At 58.8% G+C, this 23,222-nt stretch carries 21 protein-coding genes; 13 read left to right on the top strand and 8 right to left on the bottom strand.

All coding sequences use genetic code 11. The features are described from left to right. Window positions 1-25: 25 nt before the first annotated feature. From rplO to rplQ, 11 genes are all read left to right on the top strand, one after another. Window positions 26-487, top strand: a complete 462-nt coding sequence (rplO, locus tag AC5S26_RS25945; protein ID WP_494187861.1) for a 50S ribosomal protein L15 — start codon at window positions 26-28, stop codon at window positions 485-487. A gap of 108 nt (window positions 488-595) precedes the next feature. After that, a complete protein-coding gene (gene secY / locus AC5S26_RS25940) occupies window positions 596-2,008 on the top strand; it encodes a preprotein translocase subunit SecY (RefSeq protein WP_494187860.1) in 1,413 nt (470 codons plus the stop codon). A 13-nt stretch (window positions 2,009-2,021) separates the two neighbouring features. After that, window positions 2,022-2,777, top strand: coding sequence for an adenylate kinase (locus tag AC5S26_RS25935; RefSeq protein WP_494187859.1), 756 nt, complete (start codon window positions 2,022-2,024; stop codon window positions 2,775-2,777). Window positions 2,778-2,780: 3 nt separating this feature from the next. Beyond that, window positions 2,781-3,530 carry a type I methionyl aminopeptidase gene (map, locus tag AC5S26_RS25930; protein ID WP_494187858.1) on the top strand — a complete coding sequence of 250 codons (750 nt, stop codon included), beginning with the start codon at window positions 2,781-2,783 and terminating at the stop codon, window positions 3,528-3,530. A 198-nt stretch (window positions 3,531-3,728) separates the two neighbouring features. Continuing rightward, window positions 3,729-3,947 (top strand): translation initiation factor IF-1, encoded by a 219-nt coding sequence (gene infA / locus AC5S26_RS25925; RefSeq protein ID WP_130418683.1) that lies wholly within the window; start codon window positions 3,729-3,731, stop codon window positions 3,945-3,947. Between the two features lie 129 nt (window positions 3,948-4,076). Next, window positions 4,077-4,190, top strand: a complete 114-nt coding sequence (gene rpmJ, locus AC5S26_RS25920) for a 50S ribosomal protein L36 (protein ID WP_013581269.1) — start codon at window positions 4,077-4,079, stop codon at window positions 4,188-4,190. 147 nt (window positions 4,191-4,337) lie between these two features. Beyond that, window positions 4,338-4,718 carry a 30S ribosomal protein S13 gene (gene rpsM / locus AC5S26_RS25915; RefSeq protein WP_026387042.1) on the top strand — a complete coding sequence of 127 codons (381 nt, stop codon included), beginning with the start codon at window positions 4,338-4,340 and terminating at the stop codon, window positions 4,716-4,718. A 3-nt stretch (window positions 4,719-4,721) separates the two neighbouring features. After that, on the top strand, window positions 4,722-5,144 hold the full coding sequence (gene rpsK, locus AC5S26_RS25910; protein WP_494187857.1) for a 30S ribosomal protein S11: 423 nt from the start codon (window positions 4,722-4,724) through the stop codon (window positions 5,142-5,144). Window positions 5,145-5,261: 117 nt separating this feature from the next. Further along, entirely contained in the window at window positions 5,262-5,894 is a 633-nt protein-coding gene (gene rpsD / locus AC5S26_RS25905; protein WP_494187856.1) for a 30S ribosomal protein S4, read from the top strand. A 153-nt stretch (window positions 5,895-6,047) separates the two neighbouring features. Next, window positions 6,048-7,145: a DNA-directed RNA polymerase subunit alpha gene (locus tag AC5S26_RS25900; protein WP_494187855.1), complete on the top strand. Its 1,098-nt coding sequence runs from the start codon at window positions 6,048-6,050 to the stop codon at window positions 7,143-7,145. Between the two features lie 102 nt (window positions 7,146-7,247). Further along, the gene (rplQ, locus tag AC5S26_RS25895; protein WP_494187854.1) at window positions 7,248-7,724 is read left to right on the top strand and encodes a 50S ribosomal protein L17; all 477 of its coding nucleotides are present in this window, start codon (window positions 7,248-7,250) and stop codon (window positions 7,722-7,724) included. Window positions 7,725-7,902: 178 nt separating this feature from the next. On the opposite strand, the gene AC5S26_RS25890 is transcribed toward rplQ, so the two are convergent. The 4 genes from AC5S26_RS25890 to AC5S26_RS25875 form a co-directional block, all read right to left on the bottom strand. Then, window positions 7,903-8,079, bottom strand: a complete 177-nt coding sequence (locus AC5S26_RS25890; protein ID WP_494187853.1) for a hypothetical protein — start codon at window positions 8,077-8,079, stop codon at window positions 7,903-7,905. Further along, window positions 8,076-8,492 (bottom strand): DUF6677 family protein, encoded by a 417-nt coding sequence (locus tag AC5S26_RS25885; RefSeq protein WP_494187852.1) that lies wholly within the window; start codon window positions 8,490-8,492, stop codon window positions 8,076-8,078. The genes AC5S26_RS25890 and AC5S26_RS25885 overlap by 4 nt, the downstream gene beginning before the upstream one ends. A 44-nt stretch (window positions 8,493-8,536) precedes the next feature. Continuing rightward, the gene (locus tag AC5S26_RS25880) at window positions 8,537-9,745 is read right to left on the bottom strand and encodes a M24 family metallopeptidase (protein ID WP_494187851.1); all 1,209 of its coding nucleotides are present in this window, start codon (window positions 9,743-9,745) and stop codon (window positions 8,537-8,539) included. Between the two features lie 299 nt (window positions 9,746-10,044). Continuing rightward, window positions 10,045-13,338 carry a TonB-dependent receptor gene (locus tag AC5S26_RS25875; RefSeq protein ID WP_494187850.1) on the bottom strand — a complete coding sequence of 1,098 codons (3,294 nt, stop codon included), beginning with the start codon at window positions 13,336-13,338 and terminating at the stop codon, window positions 10,045-10,047. A gap of 380 nt (window positions 13,339-13,718) precedes the next feature. Here AC5S26_RS25875 and AC5S26_RS25870 point away from each other — a divergent pair, with 380 nt between their 5' ends. Then, window positions 13,719-14,495, top strand: coding sequence for a GntR family transcriptional regulator (locus AC5S26_RS25870; protein ID WP_494187849.1), 777 nt, complete (start codon window positions 13,719-13,721; stop codon window positions 14,493-14,495). 109 nt (window positions 14,496-14,604) lie between these two features. Here the strand turns inward: AC5S26_RS25870 and infB are convergent, their stop codons facing one another. The 4 genes from infB to AC5S26_RS25850 form a co-directional block, all read right to left on the bottom strand. Further along, window positions 14,605-17,787, bottom strand: coding sequence for a translation initiation factor IF-2 (gene infB / locus AC5S26_RS25865; protein WP_494187848.1), 3,183 nt, complete (start codon window positions 17,785-17,787; stop codon window positions 14,605-14,607). 124 nt (window positions 17,788-17,911) lie between these two features. After that, window positions 17,912-19,495 carry a transcription termination factor NusA gene (nusA, locus tag AC5S26_RS25860; RefSeq protein WP_494187847.1) on the bottom strand — a complete coding sequence of 528 codons (1,584 nt, stop codon included), beginning with the start codon at window positions 19,493-19,495 and terminating at the stop codon, window positions 17,912-17,914. Between the two features lie 78 nt (window positions 19,496-19,573). Beyond that, window positions 19,574-20,164: a ribosome maturation factor RimP gene (rimP, locus tag AC5S26_RS25855; protein WP_494187846.1), complete on the bottom strand. Its 591-nt coding sequence runs from the start codon at window positions 20,162-20,164 to the stop codon at window positions 19,574-19,576. 242 nt (window positions 20,165-20,406) lie between these two features. Continuing rightward, window positions 20,407-21,327, bottom strand: a complete 921-nt coding sequence (locus AC5S26_RS25850; protein WP_494187845.1) for a beta-1,6-N-acetylglucosaminyltransferase — start codon at window positions 21,325-21,327, stop codon at window positions 20,407-20,409. Between the two features lie 342 nt (window positions 21,328-21,669). Between AC5S26_RS25850 and guaB the strand changes: the two genes are divergently transcribed. Further along, window positions 21,670-23,193 (top strand): IMP dehydrogenase, encoded by a 1,524-nt coding sequence (gene guaB, locus AC5S26_RS25845; protein ID WP_494187844.1) that lies wholly within the window; start codon window positions 21,670-21,672, stop codon window positions 23,191-23,193. Window positions 23,194-23,222: the final 29 nt, after the last annotated feature.

Here is a 23,222-nt window from a genome sequence, read left to right as displayed (position 1 = left end):
CTCCCGGCGTTATAGCGAGGAAATCATGGCAATCCGCAATCTCTCCAATTTGAAGGCCCCCGCAAAGGCCAATAGCAACAAGAAGCGTGTCGGTCGCGGTATGGGCTCGGGCATGGGTAAGACGTCCACTCGTGGTCACAAGGGCCAGGGATCGCGTTCCGGTTCCAGCCTGATGCGCGGATTCGAAGGCGGCCAGATGCCGCTGCATCGCCGCCTTCCCAAGCGCGGCTTCACCAATATCTTCCGGACGGAGTACACCGTCTTGGGCCTTGATCGGATCGCCGAGATCAACGCCGCATCCTCGGAGACGGAGTTCACCCTCGACAAGATTGTCTCCCTCGGTCTTCTCCGTAAGCGCAAGGGCTTCATTAAGGTCCTCAATAACGGAGAGATCAAGGCAGCTGTCACCGTTCATGCCCACAAGTTCTCGAAGACCGCCCAGGAGGCGATCGAGAAAGCTGGCGGAAAAGCCGTTCTCATCGGCTAATTGGCCATGGCTGCGAGCATGTAGAATTAGGGCAGGCGAGGGAGAGATTCCCTCGCATCGCCGTTTCACCCCGAATCGTCCGTCTCACCCTCGAGGTCCCGCTCTCCGATGTTCGACAAGTTCGCAAACATCTTCCGTATCCCAGACCTCCGCAAGCGTGTTCTGTTTACGCTTGGTCTGCTGGCTGTTTATCGTCTCGGATCCCACATTCCCACCCCGGGCATCAATGGCACCATGCTCGCCGAGTTCTTCAACCAGAACTCCGGCTCCGCTCTCGGTCTCGTCGATCTGTTCTCGGGCGGTAACCTGCGAAAGCTCACGATCTTCGCCCTCGGCATCATGCCTTACATCACGGCGTCGATCATCTTCCAGTTGCTCACCGTCATCTATGAGCCGCTGGCGAAGCTGCAGAAAGAAGGTGAGCTGGGCCGCCGCAAAATTACTCAGTGGACCCGCTACGTGACGGTACTTCTCGGCATCGTGCAATCGTTCACCATTGCGCTGACGCTGACGAACACCTCGACCGGATCGTCGATGGTCACGATTCCGCGCGGCGCTTTCATTCCTCTCTGCGTGCTCACGCTTACCGCAGGAACCGCGTTTATCATGTGGCTCGGCGAGCAGATCACTGAGCGTGGTATCGGCAATGGTATGTCTCTGCTGATCTTCGCTGGAATTGTGGTCGGTGTTCCCAAGGGCGTTGCCGAACTGTATGACAAGGTCCAGACCAGCGCATGGGGAGCCTTCACTCCCGTAGCGGTCGCTATCCTCATTGTCGGCATGATCGCGGTCGTTGCCTTCATCGTCTACGTGGAAAAGTCTGAACGTCGAATCCCGGTTCAATATGCGAAGCGGATCGTTGGCCGCCGCATGATGGGTGGGCAGTCCACGCATCTTCCGCTCAAGGTCAACTCCGGTGGCGTTATGCCGGTCATCTTCGCCAGCTCGATCCTCTCGGCTCCGCTGCTCTTTGCTGGGATGAGCTTCTTCGGAAGTGCTCCGCTGCGCGATACCAAGCTGCTTGGCCCTATCTTCCAGTACATTCAACCGGGCGAGCCGTTTTATGAGCTTGTTTTCATGGTGGCGATCGTCTTCTTCGCCTATTTTTATATCTCCATCGTCTTCCGCCCGGACGACATCGCCGACAACATGCGGAAGTATGGCGGCTTCATCCCCGGCATCCGTCCTGGTAAGCGTACGGCCGATTTCGTCAACGATGTACTGACTCGCATCACCTTGGTGGGCGCAGTCTACCTGATCATCATCGTCATGATTCCGCAGATGATTATCAGCGGAATCCACTTCAATCATCTCTGGCTGATCGGTCCCGTCTTCGACAGGCTGCCAACCTGGATGACCAACGGTCTGGGCGTGACCTTCTACTTCGGCGGAACCAGTCTTCTGATCGTCGTTGGTGTCGCCATGGACACGGTTCAGCAGATCGAATCGCAACTTATCATGCGCCACTATGACGGCTTCACTCCCAAGAGTGGCCGTATCCGCGGACGCAAGAGCTGGTAGGGAATTGGAAGCTTTGACCTCTGAATCTGCAGCACATACACCGGCCCCGGCAGCCTCAACTTTCCTGCCCGGGCCGGTCCTTCTTCTGGGAGCGCCAGGCGTCGGAAAGGGAACCCAGGCCCAGCGCCTGATGGCAGACTTCGGCATTCCGCAGATCTCCACCGGTGATATCCTTCGCGACAATATCGGGCGCGGGACCGATCTCGGCAAGGCCGCCAAAGGTCTTATGGACCAGGGCCAGCTTGTTCCTGACCAGATGGTGAACGATATGGTGGGAACGAGACTCGCCCAGCCCGACGTCAAGCGAGGCTATGTTCTGGATGGTTATCCGCGAACCCTGGGACAGGCAGAATGGCTTGATCGTCACCTCGCCTCTGCTGTGGAAGCCGGAGATCCTCTCATCGCAATCAGCATCCGCGTCGAGGAGCAGGAGCTTCTCCGCCGCATCACCGGCCGCCGGATCTGTTCTGCCTGCAAGCATATCTACAACATTTACTCAAAGCCGCCGAAACAGGAAGGCATCTGTGATATCGATGGCAGGCCCCTGCAGCATCGTTCCGACGACACTGAGGCTGCCTTTACCGAGCGTATGAAGGCTTACAACTCCCTGACTGCGCCTGTCATCGAGCACTATAGCCGACAGGGCCGTTTCCGTGAGGTGGATGGTAGCCAGTCAGTCGAGCACGTGACCGCCGCCATCGAGTCGGCTTTAAAAGAGCTGCGCCAGCAATTTCCCGCCGGAACGTTTAGCTCTCAGGCGAATCTTTAAACCATGGCCATCATGATCAAAACTCCGCAGGAGATCGAAAAGATGCGGATCTCCGGCATCGCCCTTCGCAAGGTTCACGATGCGATCGCTCCCCATGTCGTTGCGGGAGCGTCCACCATGGATCTCGAGCAGATCGCCGTTGCGAAGATCGCCGAGCTGGGCGGCCAGGCCGCCTTCAAGGGGTATCATGGCTATCCCTCCGCGCTCTGCACCTCCATCAATGACGAAGTAGTCCATGGCATGCCGAATGCTAAGCGCATCCTGAAGGATGGCGACGTTCTCTCAATTGATTGCGGAGTCATTATCGACGGCTATTACTCCGATGCCGCCGTTACCTACGCCATTGGCGAGCCCGAGCCGAAGATCCTGAAGCTCCTCGATGTAACCAAAGCCTCCCTTGAAGCCGCAATCGAGCAGTGCCAGGTAGGTGGACGGCTTTTCGATATCTCCGCTACCGTGCAGGAGATCTGCGAAGCCGAAGGCTTCGGGGTCGTTCGTGAATTCGTCGGCCACGGTATCGGCCGCAGCATGCACGAAGATCCCCAGGTCCCGAACTTTGGAACTCGCGGCAAAGGCCTCCGGCTCAAAGCTGGGATGGTCCTGGCCATCGAGCCGATGATCAACGCGGGCGCTCCTGAGGTCAAGGTCCTAAAGGACGGTTGGACCGCAGTTACGGTAGACGGCAGCTATAGTGCCCATTTTGAGCACACTGTTGCCCTCACCAGGGACGGCCCCCTGGTCTTGACGCGCTAAAACATCCCCCTAGAAAAGGGGGAAGAAATCGGCCTGGGATTAGGAAAAGGTCCGAAGTTGCGGTACTATAAGAGATGCTGTGTGCGGTACGCCGCGCGTCCATGGATCCCCATTTCCACTCGCGGGAACATGTATGGGCCCCAGGCATCCAGAACAGTTTGTGGAGAGAGTCGAAAGAACTCTCCTGAAGGAGATCGTTTGTCGAAGGAAGATGCAATTGAGGTAATGGCGGTAGTCGTTGAGACTCTGCCGAACGCGATGTTCCGGGTCGAGCTTGAGAACAAGCACCAGGCCTTGGCGCACGTCTCAGGACGCATGCGTAAGAACTTCATCCGCATCCTCCCCGGCGACCGTGTCGCGATTGAGCTCAGCCCGTATGATCTCAACCGCGGACGAATCGTCTACCGCTACAAGTAGACGGAGAGATTTCGGCTTGAGCTTTTAGCTTTAGTCGGATGGAGCAGCAAACCCAGGTAATCAGGCTTGCGGCGATAGCCTCTAGACAAAACTAGGCGCTAGAAGCCAACAGCTGTTTTAGGAGAAGTAATGAAGGTTCGTGCGTCAGTCAAAAAGATCTGTGACAAGTGCAAGGTGATCCACCGCCGCGGCGTGGTTCGCGTCATCTGCGAGAACGCCAAGCACAAGCAGCGTCAGGGATAGCTAACCGGGCGAACTTTGTTCGCCTCTCCGTCGGCCTCGCAGGGCTAGTTCGCCGAAGTCAAGGCGTGCGATGAACCCCGCGAATACCGCCGAGACCGTCAACCCGCTCCGTGGCGAAGCCTCCGGAGCCCAACGATAAGGACCCCAATGGCACGTATTGCTGGAGTCGACGTACCGAACAATAAGCAGGTACGCATCGGACTCACCTATATCTTCGGTATTGGCGACTCGCGCGCAGCGAAGATCCTGGCAAAGGCGGATGTCGATCCGTTTGCCAAGATCGCTACGCTCGACGAGGATCAGCTGAACCGTATCCGTCACGTCATCGAGCAGGAAGGTCAGATTGAAGGCGACCTCCGCAAGGATGTCTCGCTCAACATCAAGCGCCTCATCGAAATCCAGTCTTACCGTGGCCTTCGTCACCGCCGCTCGCTCCCAGTTCGCGGCCAGCGCACCCACACCAACGCTCGTACCCGCAAAGGTCCTCGCAAGGGCACCGTCGCTGGTAAGAAGAAAGCGACGAAATAAGCCATGGCGAAGACTCAGCAGAAGACAGCCGGCGCCAAGTCCGGCAAGGGTAAGAAGTTCAAGAAGCGTGAACGGAAGAACGTTCCATTCGGTCTGGTCTTTATCCAGGCTTCGTTCAACAACACCATCGTCACCATCACCGACCAGACGGGCAACACGCTCAGCTGGAAGAGCTCCGGCTCGCTCGGCTTCCGTGGCTCCCGCAAGGGAACCCCGTTCGCCGCGCAGCAGGCTGCCGTTGGTGCCGCTAATGCTGCTCGCGAGCACGGTCTGCGTTCGGTGGATGTCCGCGTCTCAGGTCCCGGTTCGGGCCGTGAGTCGGCGATCCGTGCGCTCGCCTCGGCAGGCATCGAGGTTCGCTCGATCCGTGACGTTACGCCGATCCCGCACAACGGCTGCCGTCCTCCGAAGCGCCGCCGCGTATAACTACTTTCAATTGTCCGCGGGAGCCTCAGCGCTCCCGCGGAAATTACTAACAGGATCGTGACGAAGCGCAGCCAGCGCGTAAAACGATCGACACCCGAAGTCAGGAGATAGAAAGTCATGGCACGTTACACCGGACCCGTCTGCCGCCTTTGCCGCCGCGACGGTACCAAACTCTTCCTCAAGGGAGCCAAGTGCTTCACCGAGAAATGCCCCGTTGAGAAGCGCAACTTCCCCCCCGGCCAGCATGGCCAGTCCAAGAAGCAGAAGAAGGTTGTCGGCTACGGTCTGCAGCTGCGTGAAAAGCAGAAAGCCAAGCGCATCTACTTCACACTTGAGACCCAGTTCCGCGCTTACTACGAGAAGGCCTCGAACCGGACCGGCGTTACCGGCGAGCTCCTGCTGCAGCAGCTTGAGACTCGTCTGGACAACGTAGCCTACCGTCTTGGCTTCGCGCAGAGCCGTCGTCAGGCTCGCCAGCTCGTCCGCCACGGTCACGTTCAGGTCAACGGCCGCAAGGTCAACATCCCGTCCTTCCAGTGCAAGGTCGGCGACGAGATCGCGATCCGCGAAGGTTCGAAGTCCATCACCTTGCTCGAGGAGGCGAAGAATTTCGCCAGCGGTCAGCGTTCTGTGACCTGGATCGACATCAATCGCGACAACCTCTCGGGTAAGATTCTCTCTTTGCCGAAGCGCGAGGACGTCAACCTGCCGGTCAACGAGCAGCTGATCGTCGAACTTTACAGCAAGTAATCAAGCTTCGCTGCCGGTCTCTCACGCAAGTGTGGAGACCGGCGGCAAACGCTGTGTCCTGACGGCTGCAGCGAACACCACAACCGAATACGCAACCGCATCACCCGCCAGACCGCAGAATGCTTCGCGGCTAGGACGGAAAGGAGAAAACACATGCTTTGGAGAGGATTCCAAAAGCCCAAGCGTCTCGCAGTCGACAGCGAGTCTCTCACCGAAAAGTACGGCAAGTTCAGCGCTCAGCCCTTTGAGCGTGGATTCGGTACCACCGTCGGCAACGCCCTTCGCCGCACCCTGCTCTCGTCCATCGAGGGCGCGGCTGTCACCGCGGTTCGCATCGAGGGCGTGCTGCACGAGTTCCAGTCCATCGCTGGCGTCGTTGAGGACGCGACCGACATCATCCTCAACCTCAAGCAGATCCCATTCAAGCTGAACGGAGAAGGCCCCAAGGCTCTCTACCTTCGCTCGGATGCAGCAGGTGTCGTTACCTCTGGCTCCATCGAAGCAGACGGCGATGTCGAGATCCTCGACAAGGACGTCTACATCTGCACCATCTCCGAGGGCGGCAAGATCGACATGGAGATGCGCCTCAAGCGCGGCCGCGGCTATATCTCGGCCGACAAGAACTTCGATGCTGACCTTGGCCTCGGTTTCATCCCGGTCGACAGCGTTCATTCGCCCGTCCGCAAGGTCAACTACCTCGTCGAAGCCGCTCGTCTCGGTCAGATCACCGACTACGACAAGCTCACGCTCGAGATCTGGACCAACGGCACCGTATCGCCCGCCGATGCGCTGGGTCTCTCGGCCAAGCTGCTCAAAGACCACATGACCATCTTCATCAACTTCGAAGAAGAGATGGAGGCTGGTCACGATAGCACCCATGACGGCCCAGCAATTCGCAACGAGAACCTCAATCGCTCCGTCGAGGAGCTTGAGCTCTCGGTCCGCAGCTACAACTGCCTCAAGAACGCTAACATCGCGACCATCGGTGAGCTGATTCAGAAGACCGAGGCCGAGATGCTGAAGACGAAGAACTTCGGCCGCAAGTCCCTGAACGAGATCAAAGAGATCCTCGCGCAGATGGGCCTGTCGCTCGGCATGAAGATCGACGAGAACGGCAACCCGCAGCCCGGACCGACCTCCGTTCTGCCGGCCGCCACACTCGCCGCCAGCTTCGGCCACTTCGACGACGATGACGAAGACGAGGATGAGGACGAAGACCTCCACATCCCCGCTGAGACAGAGAACTTCTAAACCGCAACTGGAGGGGGCAGGGAACCATTACCTGCTCCCATCCCAAACGCACCACAGAGCAATTCCGGTTCTGGGCTCAAGCTCAAACCGAAGGAGATCATCATGCGCCACCGCAATGCAGGATTTAAATTAGGACGTAATACCAGTCACCGTCGCGCTACCCTGCGCAACCTCGTCACCTCCATCATTCTGATGGATCGCATTGAGACGACCATCACCAAAGCCAAGGCTTCGAAGCCGCTGGTCGAGCGCATGATCACCCTCGGCAAGCGCGGCGATGTTCATGCCCGCCGCCAGGCTGCCGCCTATCTGATGACCCCCGAGTCGGTCGACCGCCTCTTCGCTACCGTTGCTCCTCGCTACGGAGCGCGCAACGGTGGTTACGCGCGTATCACCCGCACAGGAGCCCGCAAGGGCGATGCCGCCGAGATGGCCTTCATCGAGCTGCTCGGCGCCGAGCAGGAACTCAATGAGAAGGCGCAGAAGCGTGCTGATGCCCGCACCAAGAAGCGCGAAGAACTCCAGAAGCAGCTCGAGGAGCAGAATCCTCCGGCCGGCGAAGAAGGCCAGGAGTCCTAAGCCTCAATCTCAAGCAAATCAAAAGGCGCATCCGAAATTCGGATGCGCCTTTTGATTTGGCCTGATCTCCGCGCATTCAGGGTCGCGAGTCTCCGCACAGAAATACATCGCCGCGTAGACCATCGCACGAAAAAAGCGCACCATGCAGGTGCGCTCTCTCCGCTTCGTTTTCTTGACTCTAGTGCTTGATCAGCCACATCAGCCAGCTTGCCGCGATCGTCCCGCCGACAAACAGCGCAAAGCAGAATGCTCCGAACCGGATCATTCTCTTCGGATCCGACCGCTGCGTAATTCCAAAGACAACTGACGTAAACAGTGAGAAGAGCAGCACGGCTCCAAAGTGGGAGATGGTCACGATGCCTTCCTCCCTGTAGCCAGTGAGTGGGCATCGACTGCTGCAATCACATTCAGCAGGCCGGCCACTACGATGAACTTCGTTCCGTAATCGGCAATCGCGATCTGCACCGCGGCGTGGCCGAGGTCAAAGACTCGCGCAAGTACATAGAGCAGGCCTGCTCCGAGGTCGCCGGCAAAGTTCAGCATATCCAGTAGCTCGGCCGTGTTGGGACCGTAGATCTTACCCTTCAATGCCAGACCGATCCCGAACATAGCCACGATCGAGATAAACAGCAGCAATCCACGGATCCACTTCTTCAGCAGAAAATGTCCCGCGCCCGGAATCAGCCAGCCTGCGATCAAAATGAGCGCTGGCGGAAGAGTCGTTGTCTTCTGCGCGGCTCGGACCGGCGCCTGAACGTTCGTCGTCATCTCGTCTAATCATACCAGCAGGGAACAGGTACATACCGCAGCTTTTAGATCCGCACCAGCTCCATCTGCACCTTACCGGTCACCTCGGCGCTTCCCGGCAGAGCAATCATATCCACTTCGCTCCGCACACCGAACTCACCGGGAAAATACACTCCAGGCTCGACGGAAAAACACGTCTTCGGCAGGATCAGCCTCTCGTCATGCGTCTCCAGATTGTCGAGGTTCGCTCCATTGCCATGCAGCTCTACCCCGATATTGTGTCCGGTTCTGTGTGTAAACCATTCCTTGAATCCGGCTTGCGCAATGACCTCTCGGGCCGCGTCATCCGCCTTCCACCCGGCAATGGGAGTCTGGGTCGTGAAGGCTTCTTTTACAACCTTCACCGCAGCATCCCGGGCATCGCGAACCGTCTCGAAGACCAATTGCTCGCGGGGTGTCGGCTCTCGATCCACGACACCGGTCCAGGTAATGTCGTAGTAGCAGGCATCCGGGCGATTGAGCTTGCCCCAGATGTCGATCAGCACGAAGTCGCCTTTCCGAATCGGCTTTGAATTGGCTGCCGTGGGCTCATAGTGGGAGTCGGCCGAGTTCGCGCCCGCACTCACATTCGGCCCATGATCCCATACCAAGCCTTCGCGGCTCATCGCCTCGGAGAGGAACTCCACCATGGCGAACTCATGCGTTCCTCCGGCCCGTACTCTGCGGCCGATCTCCTGCCATCCCGCCGCGAGCACGGCGTCGATCTTCTGCTGCGCGACGTAGTGCGTTGCAATCTGATCGTCGTTCAGGACCGCTTCGAACCGGCTCACCAGGTCGGCAGAGCTGACGACCTCCTTGCCCAGGCCACGCACCATCTCCACAGTGCCCGCGTCCACCATCGAGACATACATGATTGCGTTGCGCGGAGAGTACTGCATCGCGATCTTCGTTGCTCCGGAGGTCAGGTTTCCGACCTGCGATTCCAGTTCCTGCCAGGAGGAGTACACCGCTTTCGCTCCCGGCAGTGTGTCTAGTCGTCCTGACTCGATCCGGTGGACCAGCTTCTTCGGTTCGCCGTTCGCGGGGATGAAGTAGAACCATCGCCGGGTCACGTGCAGGCCTTCGCCGAGACCCAGGATGCGGTAGGCCAGAGGGTCTCGGTAGTGGTGGTCGTAGAAGAGCCAGCCGTCAAATTTATTTTCACGGAGGGCGGATTGAACGGCGACGAGGTCGAATCCGGTGTCGGTGGACGGTGTGGCAGAGCTCTCGGTCATGATGTACCCCTCCCCCCATACTAAAGTATGCAAAGTCTTCAAAACAGGTGACATGAGTCCGGACTTCGTGTCAGGGGATCCCGAGCTTAAATGAGAAAACCCGGCATTGCCGGGTTCGTTTTCCGCTTCCTTGAGGTTATCAGGCATGTCAAGTGGCGAAGACTGGCAAGACATGTTGGATGGGGATTGCCAGCTTTAGATGGGACTGTGAAGTGCCGGATAGAGATCATAAAAAATGCTGTAAGGAATGCCGATGCGTTGGCATTCCTTACAGCACAAGTCTTTTTAGGGTGTTGCGTTTAGAAGGATAGTTTCAAAGCAAGCTCGATCTGCCGTTCTGTGGAAAGCGTGTTTGTGATCTGACCGAAGGTGGCGGCCGAGATGTCATTCGCAGGCGCCGCCAGGCTGACCGTGTTTAGGACGTTATAGAAGCTGGCACGAAAATCGAGCTTCGTCTCTCGATAGAAGTTGAAGCCTTTGCTCAGGTTCGCGTCAACATTCTTGAATCCAGGAGAGCGTTCGGAACCAACTGAGGCGGTGCCAAAGCCTGTCGTGCTTTCCTGCCCGTAGGCGCAGACGCCATTGTCGGTATCGACGCCGCATTGGGTCGCGGAAGGACCGGTGCCGAACCAATGGTCTATCGAACGATTCTGCACGACGAGTTTGCGATAGCGGTTACCACGATTCGAGCGCTGATTTACAGCATAGTTTCCTGGTGAGAAGACGGTGAAGGGGAAGCCGGAGTGAAGGGTGGCGACAGTGCCGACCTTCCATCCGCCTACGACCATATCGACGAAGCGATTCATGTTTCCACCGAACTGGCGACCGCGACCGAAGGGGAGGTCGTAGTATCCGGCGAAGGTGAAGATATGGGTCGCGTCAAAGAAGGCCGGGCCGTAGTCTCCCCTACCGTTGTAGGCGTCCTGCCAGTAGGCACTCTGCGAGGAACCGGTTCCTCCGTAGTAGCCGAGGTTATTGGTGAGGCTCTTGCTCCAGGTGTAGTTTGTAAGGACCTCAAGACCATGATTCAGACGGCGACGGCCGGTGATCTGGAGAGCGTTGTAGTTCATCATCGACCGGGACTCGGTGTAGCTGATCTGAGAGATTTGCGAGATCTGCGGATTCGGCGAGCTGGCCGAGAACGGGGCTAACTGTGAAAGGGTCGTGATGGGCAGGGCACAGGTCTTGCAGGGCCGCTGATTGCCCTCGCGTGGATCCACGAGGTGGTTCCCGGTCTGGCCCAGGTAGGCGATGACGAGTGAGGTGTTGTTGTCGAGCTGGGTTTCCGTGGTGACGTTGAACTGCTGTATCAGCGCGGGCCTCAGGTTCGGATCCCAGGCGCGAACATTGCCGGACCAGATGTTGGTGGCAGTTGGTAGGGGGAAGCCGTTTCCTGTCTGAAAGAACGGGTTAGTTCCGCTCTGCTGACCCGACGAATTACTGAAGAACGGCGGGTTGAGAGTAAGACGGAGATTTGCTCCGGTACCCTCGAGGAAGTTCGTGATGCCGTATCCGCCGCGAATGACAAACTTTCCATTCAGGCTTGAAGGAGAGTAGGCAAATCCAACACGTGGCATCCATCCATTCCAGAACGTGTTATAGAGAGCGCGATTCGCGCCGTTCTGTCCAGCGATGGTGATTGCCCCAGTGGTGATGTTAAGGTTCGATTCCTTGTTGTGGGATTCATAGAGGCCCTGGTCCCATTCCCAACGCATGCCGAGATTGAGAGTGAGGTCGGACGTTACCTTCCAGTCGTCCTGGAAGAAGAGGGCGTCGCGCCACTGCCGCTGTCCCCACTTGGTAACGTAGGAACCTTGACCGAAGGCAGAGGATTGATTCTGGAGGAAATCAGCCCAAGCGTCACTTATACCCGTTCGGGCTGCGGTATAGGTGCCGTTGTAGTCGAAGTGACCGAGTACACCGTCGTTACCTGAATAGTTGCGGTTGGATTGATAGCGAATGGCGGTGACACCGAATTTGAGGGTGTGGCGACCGCGCTGCCAGCTGAGGTTGTCGCCATAGGTAAAGGCATTGGTAAGACTATCGTTCTGAACAGCCTGTCCACCGAATGCGGGATTGGAGCCTCCGGAGGGACTGCCGAGGGTATAGCCGCTGATGTTGAACGCGGTCATGCCGGGAGCGATCTGTGCGCCAGGAATTCCGAGCGCTTGGTTGGCATTGAGCCCCAGCTGGCCTCCAGGATCGGAGCCGAGATTGGAGAAACGGCCACGGCTGAATCCGGCGCGAGCCTCGTTGACAATACGTGTGGAGATAACGTGGGTCCAGTTGACGGAAAATCCGGTATAGGGACTGATGTTGGCAGTGCCGAGCCGGGTTGGAATCGAGACTTTGCTGTCGCCATCACTTTCTCGCCCGATAGTAAAGCGGCCGGAGAGATTGTCCTTGTCCGTGAGCTTACCGTCGACCCGGATGTCACCCTGATTGTTCGTTGTAGCACTTGCCCTGGTTCCGACGTAGTTGTTGGTGATGTCGGTTGTGGCGACATTGGGGAGCGGATAGATCTCCGGATGAGCGAAGAGATAGCGCGCAACCGGGTTGAGAACCGCAACGGTTTGCCCAAGGTTTGGGGCGAAGCCATTCCGCATGGCCACGGTTGCCACGCTGTCGAACTCGGTGCTGCTGTTATGCTGGCGCGCTCCCTGATAATCCACGAAGAAGAAGAGGCGATCACGGATAACAGGGCCGCCGAAGGTGCCGCCGAAGATGCTGCGGTCCAGCGAGGGCACGGGGCCGATGGCCGACTTGTCAGGAGTGTGCTTGTTCGTCCAGCTGTTGGCGTTCATGTTGGTGTTTTGAAGGAACCAGAAGGCATTGCCGTGAAAGGTATTGGTTCCGCTCTTAGTTACCATGACGACCTGGCCGCCGTTGGCGTTGCCGTATTCTGCGGTAGCGTTGCCGCTGATGATGCGGAGCTCGCCGATGGCGTCTACGTTGGGACTGTAGTTGATGTAGTTATCAATGGCGTCGTTGATGTCGACACCATCGAGGGTGTAGTTGTTGGTCTGCTCACGGTTGCCATTGACGAAGAAGCCGCTGTTGTAGGTGGGCCGTCCAACGTTGTTTGTATTTGCAGGAGTGGTTGCAACAGCGCCGGCGACGAGGGTTGTGAGCGAGGAAAAATTACGTGCCTGCAGCGGGAGTTCGGTGGCCTGCGCCGCAGTGATGGAGGTTCCTGTGCTCGGATTCTCCGTGTTCAGGATCGGGGCGGCGGTGGTGACGACAACCTCTTCATTTATCGAGCCAACCTTGAGCTTGACGTCCACCTTGGCTTCCTGACCTACTTCGAGGCTGAAGGGACCGACCGCGGCAGAGCCGAAGCCCTGGGCTTCAATGGAGATCTTGTAGTGTCCGATCTGGAGAAAGCGAAGGACGTAGACGCCATCGGCGTTCGTTGTCGTGGGAGTCTCAACGCCTGTGTCGACGTTGGTTGCGGTGACTTTGGCTGCGTTTACTGCGGCGCCACTGGCATCGGTGACAGTACCGGTGACGGAACCTGTGATGGTCTGTCCCATGGCGATAGAACAGCTCACGAGAAGAGTGAAGAGACTGTAGAGAGCGATACGGAATCTCATTTGATGCACCTCCAAAATTTAAATGTCGTAGGGACCTGTGGAACTCGGCCGCATCTTCGCAAATTTCACGGAGGGTGAAACTTATCCCTGTGCGCCTTTTTGTCTGTTTACTTGGGATATAAACTTGACCTATTGTATAGACAACTTAACCAATCTTTGCAAGCGAAATATTCTTTGAATTTTTACGGGTTGAATTTGGGGTGAAAGGCGATTCAGCAAACGTTTTCACTGATTTGAAGAGTCGACGGCTAAGTAAAGGATCAGCAGAAGGTACAAGCGAACAGAGCCGATGACGTGGCAGGGCGACCCGGTTCGTAAACGCAAGCGGTGACAGGGTTGAATGCCGACGGATATGTGCCCGGGTCGAGTTAGGAGAAAGAGTGCCGAAGCTTCTGCCTCAATCTAAGCCGGCTGTTCGCTCCCTGGACAAAAACGGGTTTATCCCTTTGTATTTCCAGATTCAAAGGGCGTTGATGGAGGAGATCCACTCCGGTGAATTGTCGGAGGGAGATGCGTTGGCGTCAGAGGAGGAGTTGGCGCGCGCATACCAGGTGAGCCGAATGACGGCACGCCAGGCTCTGCACGGGTTGAAGAGCGGCGGCTATGCGTTCAGCCAGAAGGGGCGCGGAACCTTCGTGACTCGGCCGAAGCTGGAAAAGAACATCATGCACTTGATGGGATTTACAGGGGACATGCAACAGCGCGGGATGGTTCCGAGCTCGCGAGTGCTGGAGCAGTTGGCGATCAAGGCGACAAAAGATCTCGCGCACGGCTTGAAGGTGAAGGTCGGAGAGCCGGTCATGCGGCTGCGGAGACTGCGCCTGGCGGACGGAGTTCCCATGGCTCTTGAGGAGTCGCATCTCTCTCTCAAGCTTTTTCCAGGTCTCGAGAGAGTCGACTTTTCGCAGCAGTCGCTCTATTCCAAGCTTCGGAAAGATTATGGCGTTCGGGCAGCGTGGGCCGACGAGGTGATTGAAGCTGTGCCTGCCACGGACGAAGAGTCGGAGCTGCTTACGATTCCAAAGAAGGCCAGTGTGCTGTCGATCTCGCGGATCATCATGACCATGGCGGAGACTCCAATCGAGGTAGCCTGCTCACGCTATCGCGGCGACCGCTATCGCGCTTCGATTCGGATTCCAACGACAAAGATTGAATAGCCTGAGCACTTCGATGGCTCTTAGGGTGAAGCGTGTGTTGCCAGTTGCGCGGGGAGAAAAGAAAGAGCCGGGATTGCTCCCGGCTCTTTCTTTTTTGTTGAGGATGAAGTTATGCGTTGACCGACTCTGTCGAGGGTGTTGTCGCTGCCGCCGCCTTGCGCTCGGCTGCAGTCTGACCGAGCTCGGCTGCCAGCTTCTCGGTGGTGAAGGCTTCGATGAAGTCGCCGACCTGGATGTCTTTGAAGTTCCCCAGATCGATACCGCACTCGACACCCTGCCGCACTTCGGACGCGTCGTCTTTGAAGCGCTTGAGAGACGCGATCTTGCCCTTCCAGACCTCGTCGCCGTTACGCATGACCTTGACCTGCGCATCGCGCCGGATGAGGCCATCGCGAACGATGCAACCGGCGATCTGGCCGACCTTGGTGATCTTGAAGACATTGAGCACTTCGGCCCGTCCAAGGTAATTCTCCTTGAACACTGGCTCCAGAAGCCCGTACATCGCCTTCGTGATCTCGTCCTGCAGCTCGTAGATGATCGAGTGGATGCGGATCTCGACGTTCTCGCGCTCGGCAATCTCGGCTGCCTTGCGGTCGGGCCGCACGTTGAAGCCGATGACGACAGCGTTTGAGGCTGAGGCCAGCAGAACGTCCGACTCGGTGATGGCGCCGACGCCTGCACGGAGGACGCGAACACGAACCTTTTCGGTCGACATCTTCTCGAGGGAATCGGCCAGTACTTCGACCGAGCCCTGCACGTCGCCCTTCAGAATCAGGTTCAGGTCCTTCATGCCGGCCTGCTTGATCTGCTCGGCAAGTCCTTCCAGCGAGACACGCGAGCTCTTGGCCAGCTGCGCCTCGCGCTCCTTCATCTTGCGGTATTGCGCAATGCCCTTGGCTTTGTCGCGGTCCGCCATGACGAGGAAGGTATCGCCCGCATCCGGGATGCTCTCCAGACCGAGGATCTCGACCGGGGTCGACGGTCCAGCCTCGGTGATGGTGCGTCCGCGGTCGTCGAACATGGCGCGAACCTTGCCGAACGTGTTACCGACGATGTAGCTGTCTCCCGTTCTTAGGGTTCCGTTCTGCACCAGGATGCTGGCCACAGCGCCGCGCCCGCGATCGAGTTTCGCTTCGATTACGGTTCCGACGGCAGGACGATCCGGCTGCGACTTCTGCTCGTTGACGTCGGCCACCAGGCAGATCATCTCTTCCAGGCGATCGAGGTTGATGCGCTTCTTGGCGGAGACTTCAACGTACTCTACGTCGCCGCCCCATCCCGTCAGCTGCAGGCCGCGTTCGCCGAGCTGCTGCTTGATGCGATCCGGATTCGCGTCCGGTTTGTCGATCTTGTTGATCGCGACGATGATCGGTACGTTGGCTGCCTTGGCATGGTCGATCGCCTCGAGCGTCTGTGGCATCACGCCGTCATCGGCTGCGACGACGATGACGACGATATCCGTCACCTTCGCGCCGCGCGCACGCATGCGGGTAAAGGCCTCGTGACCCGGGGTGTCGAGGAAGACGATCTCGCGACCGAATGCGGGAGAATCCGGCTTGGTGACATGCACCTTGTAGGCGCCGATGTGTTGCGTGATTCCACCAGCTTCGCCGGCGGCCACATCCGTCTGCCGGATGGCATCCAGCAGGGAGGTCTTTCCGTGGTCGACGTGGCCCATGACGGTGACTACCGGCGAACGGACGACCTCGGTCATTCCGGTCGTATCTTCGAGGAAGCCCTCGATGGCCTCGTTCTCCAGCTGCTCTTCAACGCTGATGATGGTGGCGTCGGCACCGAACTGCCGTGCCACGTCCTTAACCAGCTCGCCCTCGAGCGACTGGTTGACCGTGACGAAGACGCCGCGCATCAGCAGGGTAGCGATCAGGTCCTTGCCGCGAATATCCAGCTTCTCGGCCAGGTCCTTTACGCTGATGCCCTCTGTCACCGTGATGGTGCGGGTGATGGGCAGAGGCTGCTGCGGAATCTGCACCCCGCCAAACCGCGGCGGTGGAGCGAAGCCCTTCATCGGGCCTTCTTTGGTCTTCTCGTAGCGCTGGTTGCCACCGCGACGCTGTGGTGGTCTTCCTGCCGGACGCCCGGCTGGAGCACCCTCACCCGGTCCCGGCAATAAGCCTCCCGGTCCTGCCGGCCGTGGTCCGCCGAATCCGGGTCGCGCGCCAAACCCTGGCCGTGCCCCTCCAGGTCCAGCGAATCCAGGCCTTCCGCCTGGACCGCCGCCCGGCCCTCCTGGGAAGGTGCGGGTCGGATGCATGGGCCGCCGTGCGCCTGGAGGCAGAGACGGACGACCACCTGGTCCTCCAGGACCCTGCGGACGCGGCCTCTCAAAGATCGGACGATTCCGTGGGGGTGCTCCCGGAGCAGGGGGAGGAGCCGTATAGATGGGACGCGGTCCGGTTTGCGGCATGATGACGCGGCGGGCCGGGGCAGCAGGCGGGACCGGGGCGGCTGGAGCTACCGGGGCTGCTGCAGTTTCTGGTGGCGCCGGGGCGGCAGGCGTTGCTGCCTGCGGCTGCGGAGCAGGTGTTGCGTCGGGCGCAGGCGCGGCCGCTGGGGCTGATGGAGAAGCCGCGGGGGTTTGCTCCACAACAGGCGGCGGCGTCACAGGCTTCGGGGTCGCGGCGACGGGCGGCGTTGCAGGAGCTACAACCGGGCGCTGCTGCGGGGTATGAGGCGCGGAAGCAGCAGCCGTCGGAGCAGGAGGAACGGCGACAGTCGGCCGGGCTACTACCGGGCCAGCCGGAGGCCTGCTTGCTATCGCCGGCGCCGCTGGGGGCGGAGCCACAATATTCGCCTGAGGACGAGGCAGAGGAACGATCCTGCGTGGCGCCGGCGCGGCGGCCGGAGCGTTCTGTGGCGGTGTGCTCGCCGCCGCTGTCACGTTTGGAGCGATGCCCGGTCGCGGAGGGGCAGCTGGCGGAGCGACTGGCGGCGAAACCACTGGCGGCGGAACCACGGCCGGGCGCGCCACCACGGGAGGAGCCGCCTTCGCAGCTGCCTCGGCCTGCTTGCGCTCCAGGATCGCCTTGAGAGCGTCGCCGGGCTTCGACACCTTTGAGAGATCGAACTTCGGCCTGTCCGTCGGTCTCGACATTCCTGTACCTGCGCGGCTGCCGCGCGTCAGGTACGCGCGGACCTTCTCAGCTTCATCGGCTTCGATCGAGCTGGAGTGGGTCTTCTTCTCCGAAACGCCGACTGCGGTCAATGCGTCCAGAATCGACTTGCTCTTCACTTCCAGTTCACGTGCCAGATCGTTGATTCGAACTTTGCTCATCCGTTCCTTTTTCGCTTCCCTAACGCCCTTAGCTGCTCATATCGCCTCTTCGAGGTAGGAATGGTGGTTATATCTATTATCTCTGAACTTACTGTACCTGCGGTGCGGCGCTTCTCTGCCGAGCCTAGCCACGGTCATGTCCGTCATTGTCGATGCCTTCGTCGGAGAATTCCTGGGCCTCATCGACCAGCGTGTCCACCGAGTCGTTGTTCAGCTCAATCCGCTCCTCACGGGCATCCGCATCACTGAAGGCGTCCGAACCGGAAGCCTCATCCTCGGCCTCCGCAAGGTCCTCTGCCGACAGGCCGTTTACTTCTTTTGCGCGGCCCTCTCCTGCCTCGCCGGCAAGAATCTCCTCTGGTGTTCTATCCATTGAACTCTCCTGCTGTTCCGCCGCCGGAGTCGCCGCTCCAGCCGGCCGCTCTTCGCCATCTTCGTACTGTCCGAAGTAGTGGCGTACTGCGACCGAGATCTTCTCGACTGTCTTCTCTCCAATGCCGGGAACCTCTTCCAACTGCTCCGGAGTCATATCCGCCAGCGCTTCGACGGTTGTAATTCCTGCTGCGATCAGTTTCTCGAGAATCGTCTCTCCCAGCTCCGTGACCTGCTCGATCGGCGTCGAAGGTCCGCCGCCCATGGCCTGCATCTGCTGCTCGACCTCCTGGCGCTTCTCTTCTTCGCTCTTGATGTCGATCTTCCACTGCAGCAGTTTCGCCGCCAGTCGGACGTTCTGGCCCTTCTTGCCGATCGCCAGCGACAGCTGGGTATCGTCGACGATGACTTCGATCTGCTTCTCGCCCAGGTCCGTAATCGAAACGCGGCTTACCTTGGCGGGCTGCAGCGCCTTTTCGGCAAAGGTCGTGATCTCGTCGGAGAACTCGATGATGTCGATCTTCTCGCCCCTGAGCTCGCGAATGATGGACTGCACGCGCATTCCCTTCATGCCGACGCAGGCTCCCACCGGGTCGACATCCTTGTCGCGGCTCTGCACGGCGATCTTGGTACGCTCTCCCGCCTCGCGGGCGATCGCCTTGATGCTGACTGTGTTGTCGTAAATCTCCGGAACCTCGCTCTGGAAGAGGTTCGATACCAGCACCGGGGAGGCTCGCGACACGATGACCTGCGGTCCTTTCGCCGCGCGGTCTACGCGCAGCAGAACCACGCGTACGCGCTCGCCCACGGCAAACTGCTCCAGCCGCGATTGCTCGCGTTTCGGCATCCTGGCCTCGGCCTTGCCGATGTCGAAGATCACGTCCATCGGCTCCAGCCGCTTCACCGTCGCCGTCAAAACCTCTCCCGCGCGATGGTTGTATTCGTTGAATACGGTGTCCCGCTCGGCCTCGCGAACCTTCTGGAAGATCACCTGCTTGGCCATCTGCGCCGCAATCCGACCCAGCGGGGTCGTGTCCTTGTAGAAGCGCAGCTCTGCACCAACCTCAACCTCGGGAGCCAGCGCGCGGGCCTGATCCAGCGTCAGTTGATTGATCTCGTCCTCCACCTGCTCCGGACCCTCGACCACGGTCTTGAACACGTAGGCGCGAATCTCACCGCTCTCGCGGTCCATCTCGGCGCGCATATTCTCCTGCGTCTTGTAGAACTTCCTCGTCGCCAGCGCGATCGCGTCCTCTACGGCGCCCACTACCACACCCGGCTCGATGCCCTTATCGCGGCTCAACATCTCAATCGACTGATACAAAGCGCTTGCCATCGTCATTCTTCCTTCATGCCCCCGGTGGATTTCCCCCGGAGCGTTATCGTTCCTGTTTCCTCTGATGCTGCAACCGGGCTAAAACTCAGCCACCAGCTGCGCCTTCTCTACATTCGCCAGCGGAATCTCGATGATCGCTGCTACGGCTGCCTTTTTCGCCTTGCCCTTTTGCTTCACCGCCGAAAGGTCCAGCGTCAGTACGTTCCCGGCAAATCCCGTTAGCCGTCCCTGCCATTGCCGGTTGTTGCTGACCGGCGTAAAAGTCTGTACTTTCACCAGGCTCCCCTTGAACCGGGTGTAGTCCTCGGGACGGAACAGCTTGCGTTCCAGTCCGGGGCTGGAAACCTCCAGCGTGTACTCCGCTCCCGGCATCAGGTCTTCGACATCGAGCACCGTACCGAAGTCCTGTGCGAACGCTGTGCAATCCTCATGGGTTACGCCCGAAAGCATCTCGACTGGAACCCCCTTCGGCAGGGTCGCATCGGCTTCCGCATCTTCCTCGGTGGCCTTTGCCGCCAGCTTAGCCCGCTCCTCCGCATTTTTCTCGATGAAGATCCGGAGCGTCCGGAACTTTGCTCCTCCGGTAAACTCCAGCTCGACCACCTCCAGGTGGTGCGAGGCGGCGACACGATCCGCCGTTGCCCGTATTGTGTCCAGATTCAGCGCCATACCTGTCGTTCTTGCTGCCTGTCCCGCGACTTTTGCCGGTGCCGGCTAGAGCCTATTTCAGAGCAAATAAAAAGTGGGCTGTGGCCCACTCATCTCTTCCGTCCTACACCGGCCAGGTTCACGGTCACTTGCGGACAACGGAAAAAACGCTGCAATCCATATGATACATCCACTTTCGTGGTAATTCAAACGCGCTCCGGAAGAGCGTCTCCGCAGGCAGCAATCTCTGTCTTTGGCTGGGCTCAGCCCCTATTTTCCAGCAAGGAGCTGAGTCGAAGCAGTTGTTGCGGGTTGAAATCGAACTTGCGGGCAAAGTGGGCGGACGATGCCAGAAGGAGAGGGAAGTCAGCCTCCGTCAGGGTGCGTGGATGGTTTATCTGACCCTCCCAGTCTGAAAAGCGCTTGCTGTCAGGCGAGATCTTCAAGGACGGCGTGTTGCACAGGACGGTGTGGGGGAATCCCTCGTCCGGATTGGGACGACGCTGAAAATGGGCGGTCAGCCTGCGGTTTCTGGCATTGTCGCTCAGCAGAGCTTCCGCGGTAGAGCGATTTCCCGTCAACCAGTACTCTCCTGCAAAGCATTCGATGGAACCATCGAACGGCGTAAACCTCCTGATAAAGAACTGCTGGCGAAGATAGAGCGCCTTGGTCTTCCACTTCAACCGGGTGGCAAGCTTGTAAAAGCCGAACCCTAGCGCCACATATCTCTCAAAGGCAAGCCTTTCCCAGGCGGGATGGGCGAAGTTCTCCGCCCCAAAGCCCGCCTGCGGCAAGGGGAGCATGCAGTATCCGATTCGACGGTGATAGAGATAGGCGTCGAATCCCCCGCCGTAGAGGTCTTCAAGGATGGAGCGGGCCGGCTTCACCGGAAAATCAGCGGAGCTTAGAACCACGAACCAATCGGGGTTGTGCTGGGAATAAAGCTGCCGGGTAGCCTTGAGTTGACCTGCGACCACACCCCAGCCTCCCCATCTTGTATTTTCCCAGTCGGCGACAAAGCTTACATTCCCTGGAAAGAGGTCTTGGTTCAGCTTGCTCTTGCTGAAGTCATGATGGATGACGATCGGGGCGCGATCGAACAACTTCGTCAGCTGCTCGCACAGAAAAAGAATCTGAGAGGGATTCTGGTGTGTGAGAAGCACAAACCCAATGGGTGGATTCAAACCTGTAACCTCTTCAGAGAGGAAATGTAAATTCAGCTGAAAAAGCGAGCCCGTCAGACCTATGGATGCCCCTCAATCACGACCCTAGAAGGGGTGAGACCATTTTAAAAGAAGTTTCGTGGCATCACGCTATTCTTTTCAGGTTTTGCATGTGCGCTGATTCCGATCTCGTACGATCTAAAGATCGTCGGCAAAACGGAGAGGGCCATCTCGTCACGCAATATTTATCCGGCAGCAACCCACTTGCCTTGCCCCATGCTCCGTCCCTCCCCTACAATCAAATATTAAATCTCTAACGGCAACCCGCCTGTCTCAGGCCGCACCCTGCGGAAAAAAGAAGACATGATCAATCTCCCTGTACCCGAAGCCCTCACCTTCGACGACGTTCTCCTCGTACCTGCCTACAGCGAAGTTATCCCCACCCAGGTTTCCACCCAGACTCAGCTGACACGGAACATCACCCTGAACACACCGCTGCTCTCGGCGGCAATGGACACGGTTACCGAGTCGCGCCTGGCCATCGCGATGGCCCAGCAGGGAGGTATGGGAGTTGTTCATCGTAACCTCACTATCGAGCAGCAGGCCGGAGAGATTGACAAGGTCAAGCGCTCGGAGTCCGGCATGATTGTCGATCCTGTCACGATCGAGCCGGAGCAGCCCATCGCCGCCGCTCTTGAGGTGATGCGCCGTTACAAGATCTCAGGCGTTCCCGTCACCAAGAACAAGAAGCTTGTCGGAATCCTCACCAACCGCGACCTACGCTTCGTTTCCCGCACCGACATCCCTATCTCCGACGTGATGACCAAGGAAAACCTCATCACCGTCGCCGTGGGAACTACCCTCGAACAGGCCGAGCAGATCCTCCACAAGCATCGCGTCGAAAAGCTCCTTGTCGTCAACGACGAGTATGAGCTCAAGGGCCTGATCACCGTCAAAGATATCCAGAAGAAGCTGAAGTACCCCAATGCGAGCAAGGATTCGCAGGGCCGCCTTCGCGTGGCCGGGGCGATCGGCGCCACCGGAGACTTCCTCGAACGTGCCCAGGAGCTCGTCGACGCCCGAGTCGATGCTCTGGCGATCGACTCGGCCCACGGCCATTCTTCGCGTGTTCTCGAGGCAGTCCGCGAGGCCAAGAGAAAGTTCCCGGAGATCGATGTCCTGGCGGGAAATGTCGCCACCTATGAAGGGGCTCTTGCTCTGATCAAGGCGGGAGCGGATGCCGTCAAGGTTGGCATCGGTCCGGGTTCCATCTGCACCACCCGCATGGTCACCGGAGCCGGAATGCCGCAGATCACCGCCATCTCCGAGGCCTTCCGGGCTGGCCACGAGAACAACATCCCGATCATCGCCGACGGAGGCATCAAGTACTCGGGCGACGTCACCAAGGCTATCGCCGCGGGAGCTTCGGTCGTCATGATGGGCTCGCTCTTCGCCGGCGTCGACGAGTCTCCTGGCGAGACTATCCTCTATCAGGGCCGCAGCTTCAAGGCCTATCGTGGCATGGGCTCGCTGTCGGCCATGGCGCAGGGTTCAGGCGAGCGCTACTTCCAGGGCAGGGACGACATTTCGGATGCTTCGACTGAGCGCCCAAACCTCACTGCGCGTGAGACGTCCTCCTCCAATCGTCTGGCCAAGTTTGTCCCTGAGGGAATTGAAGGCCGAGTGCCGCACCGCGGTCCTCTCGAAGGAATGGTCTACCAACTCGTCGGCGGCCTTCGCTCCGGCATGGGCTACCTTGGCTGCTCGAGCATCGAAGAACTCCAGCAGAACTCCCGCTTCATCCGCATCTCCGGCGCCGGCCTGCGCGAGAGCCACGTCCACGACGTCATCATCACCCGCGAGGCGCCCAACTACCATGTGGAGTAAAGAGCAGAGCTGAAGCAGGCAAGAACGTC

Source organism: Edaphobacter sp. FHG110511_03, from assembly GCF_059115365.1.
This window is presented reverse-complemented; position numbering and strand designations above follow the sequence as displayed.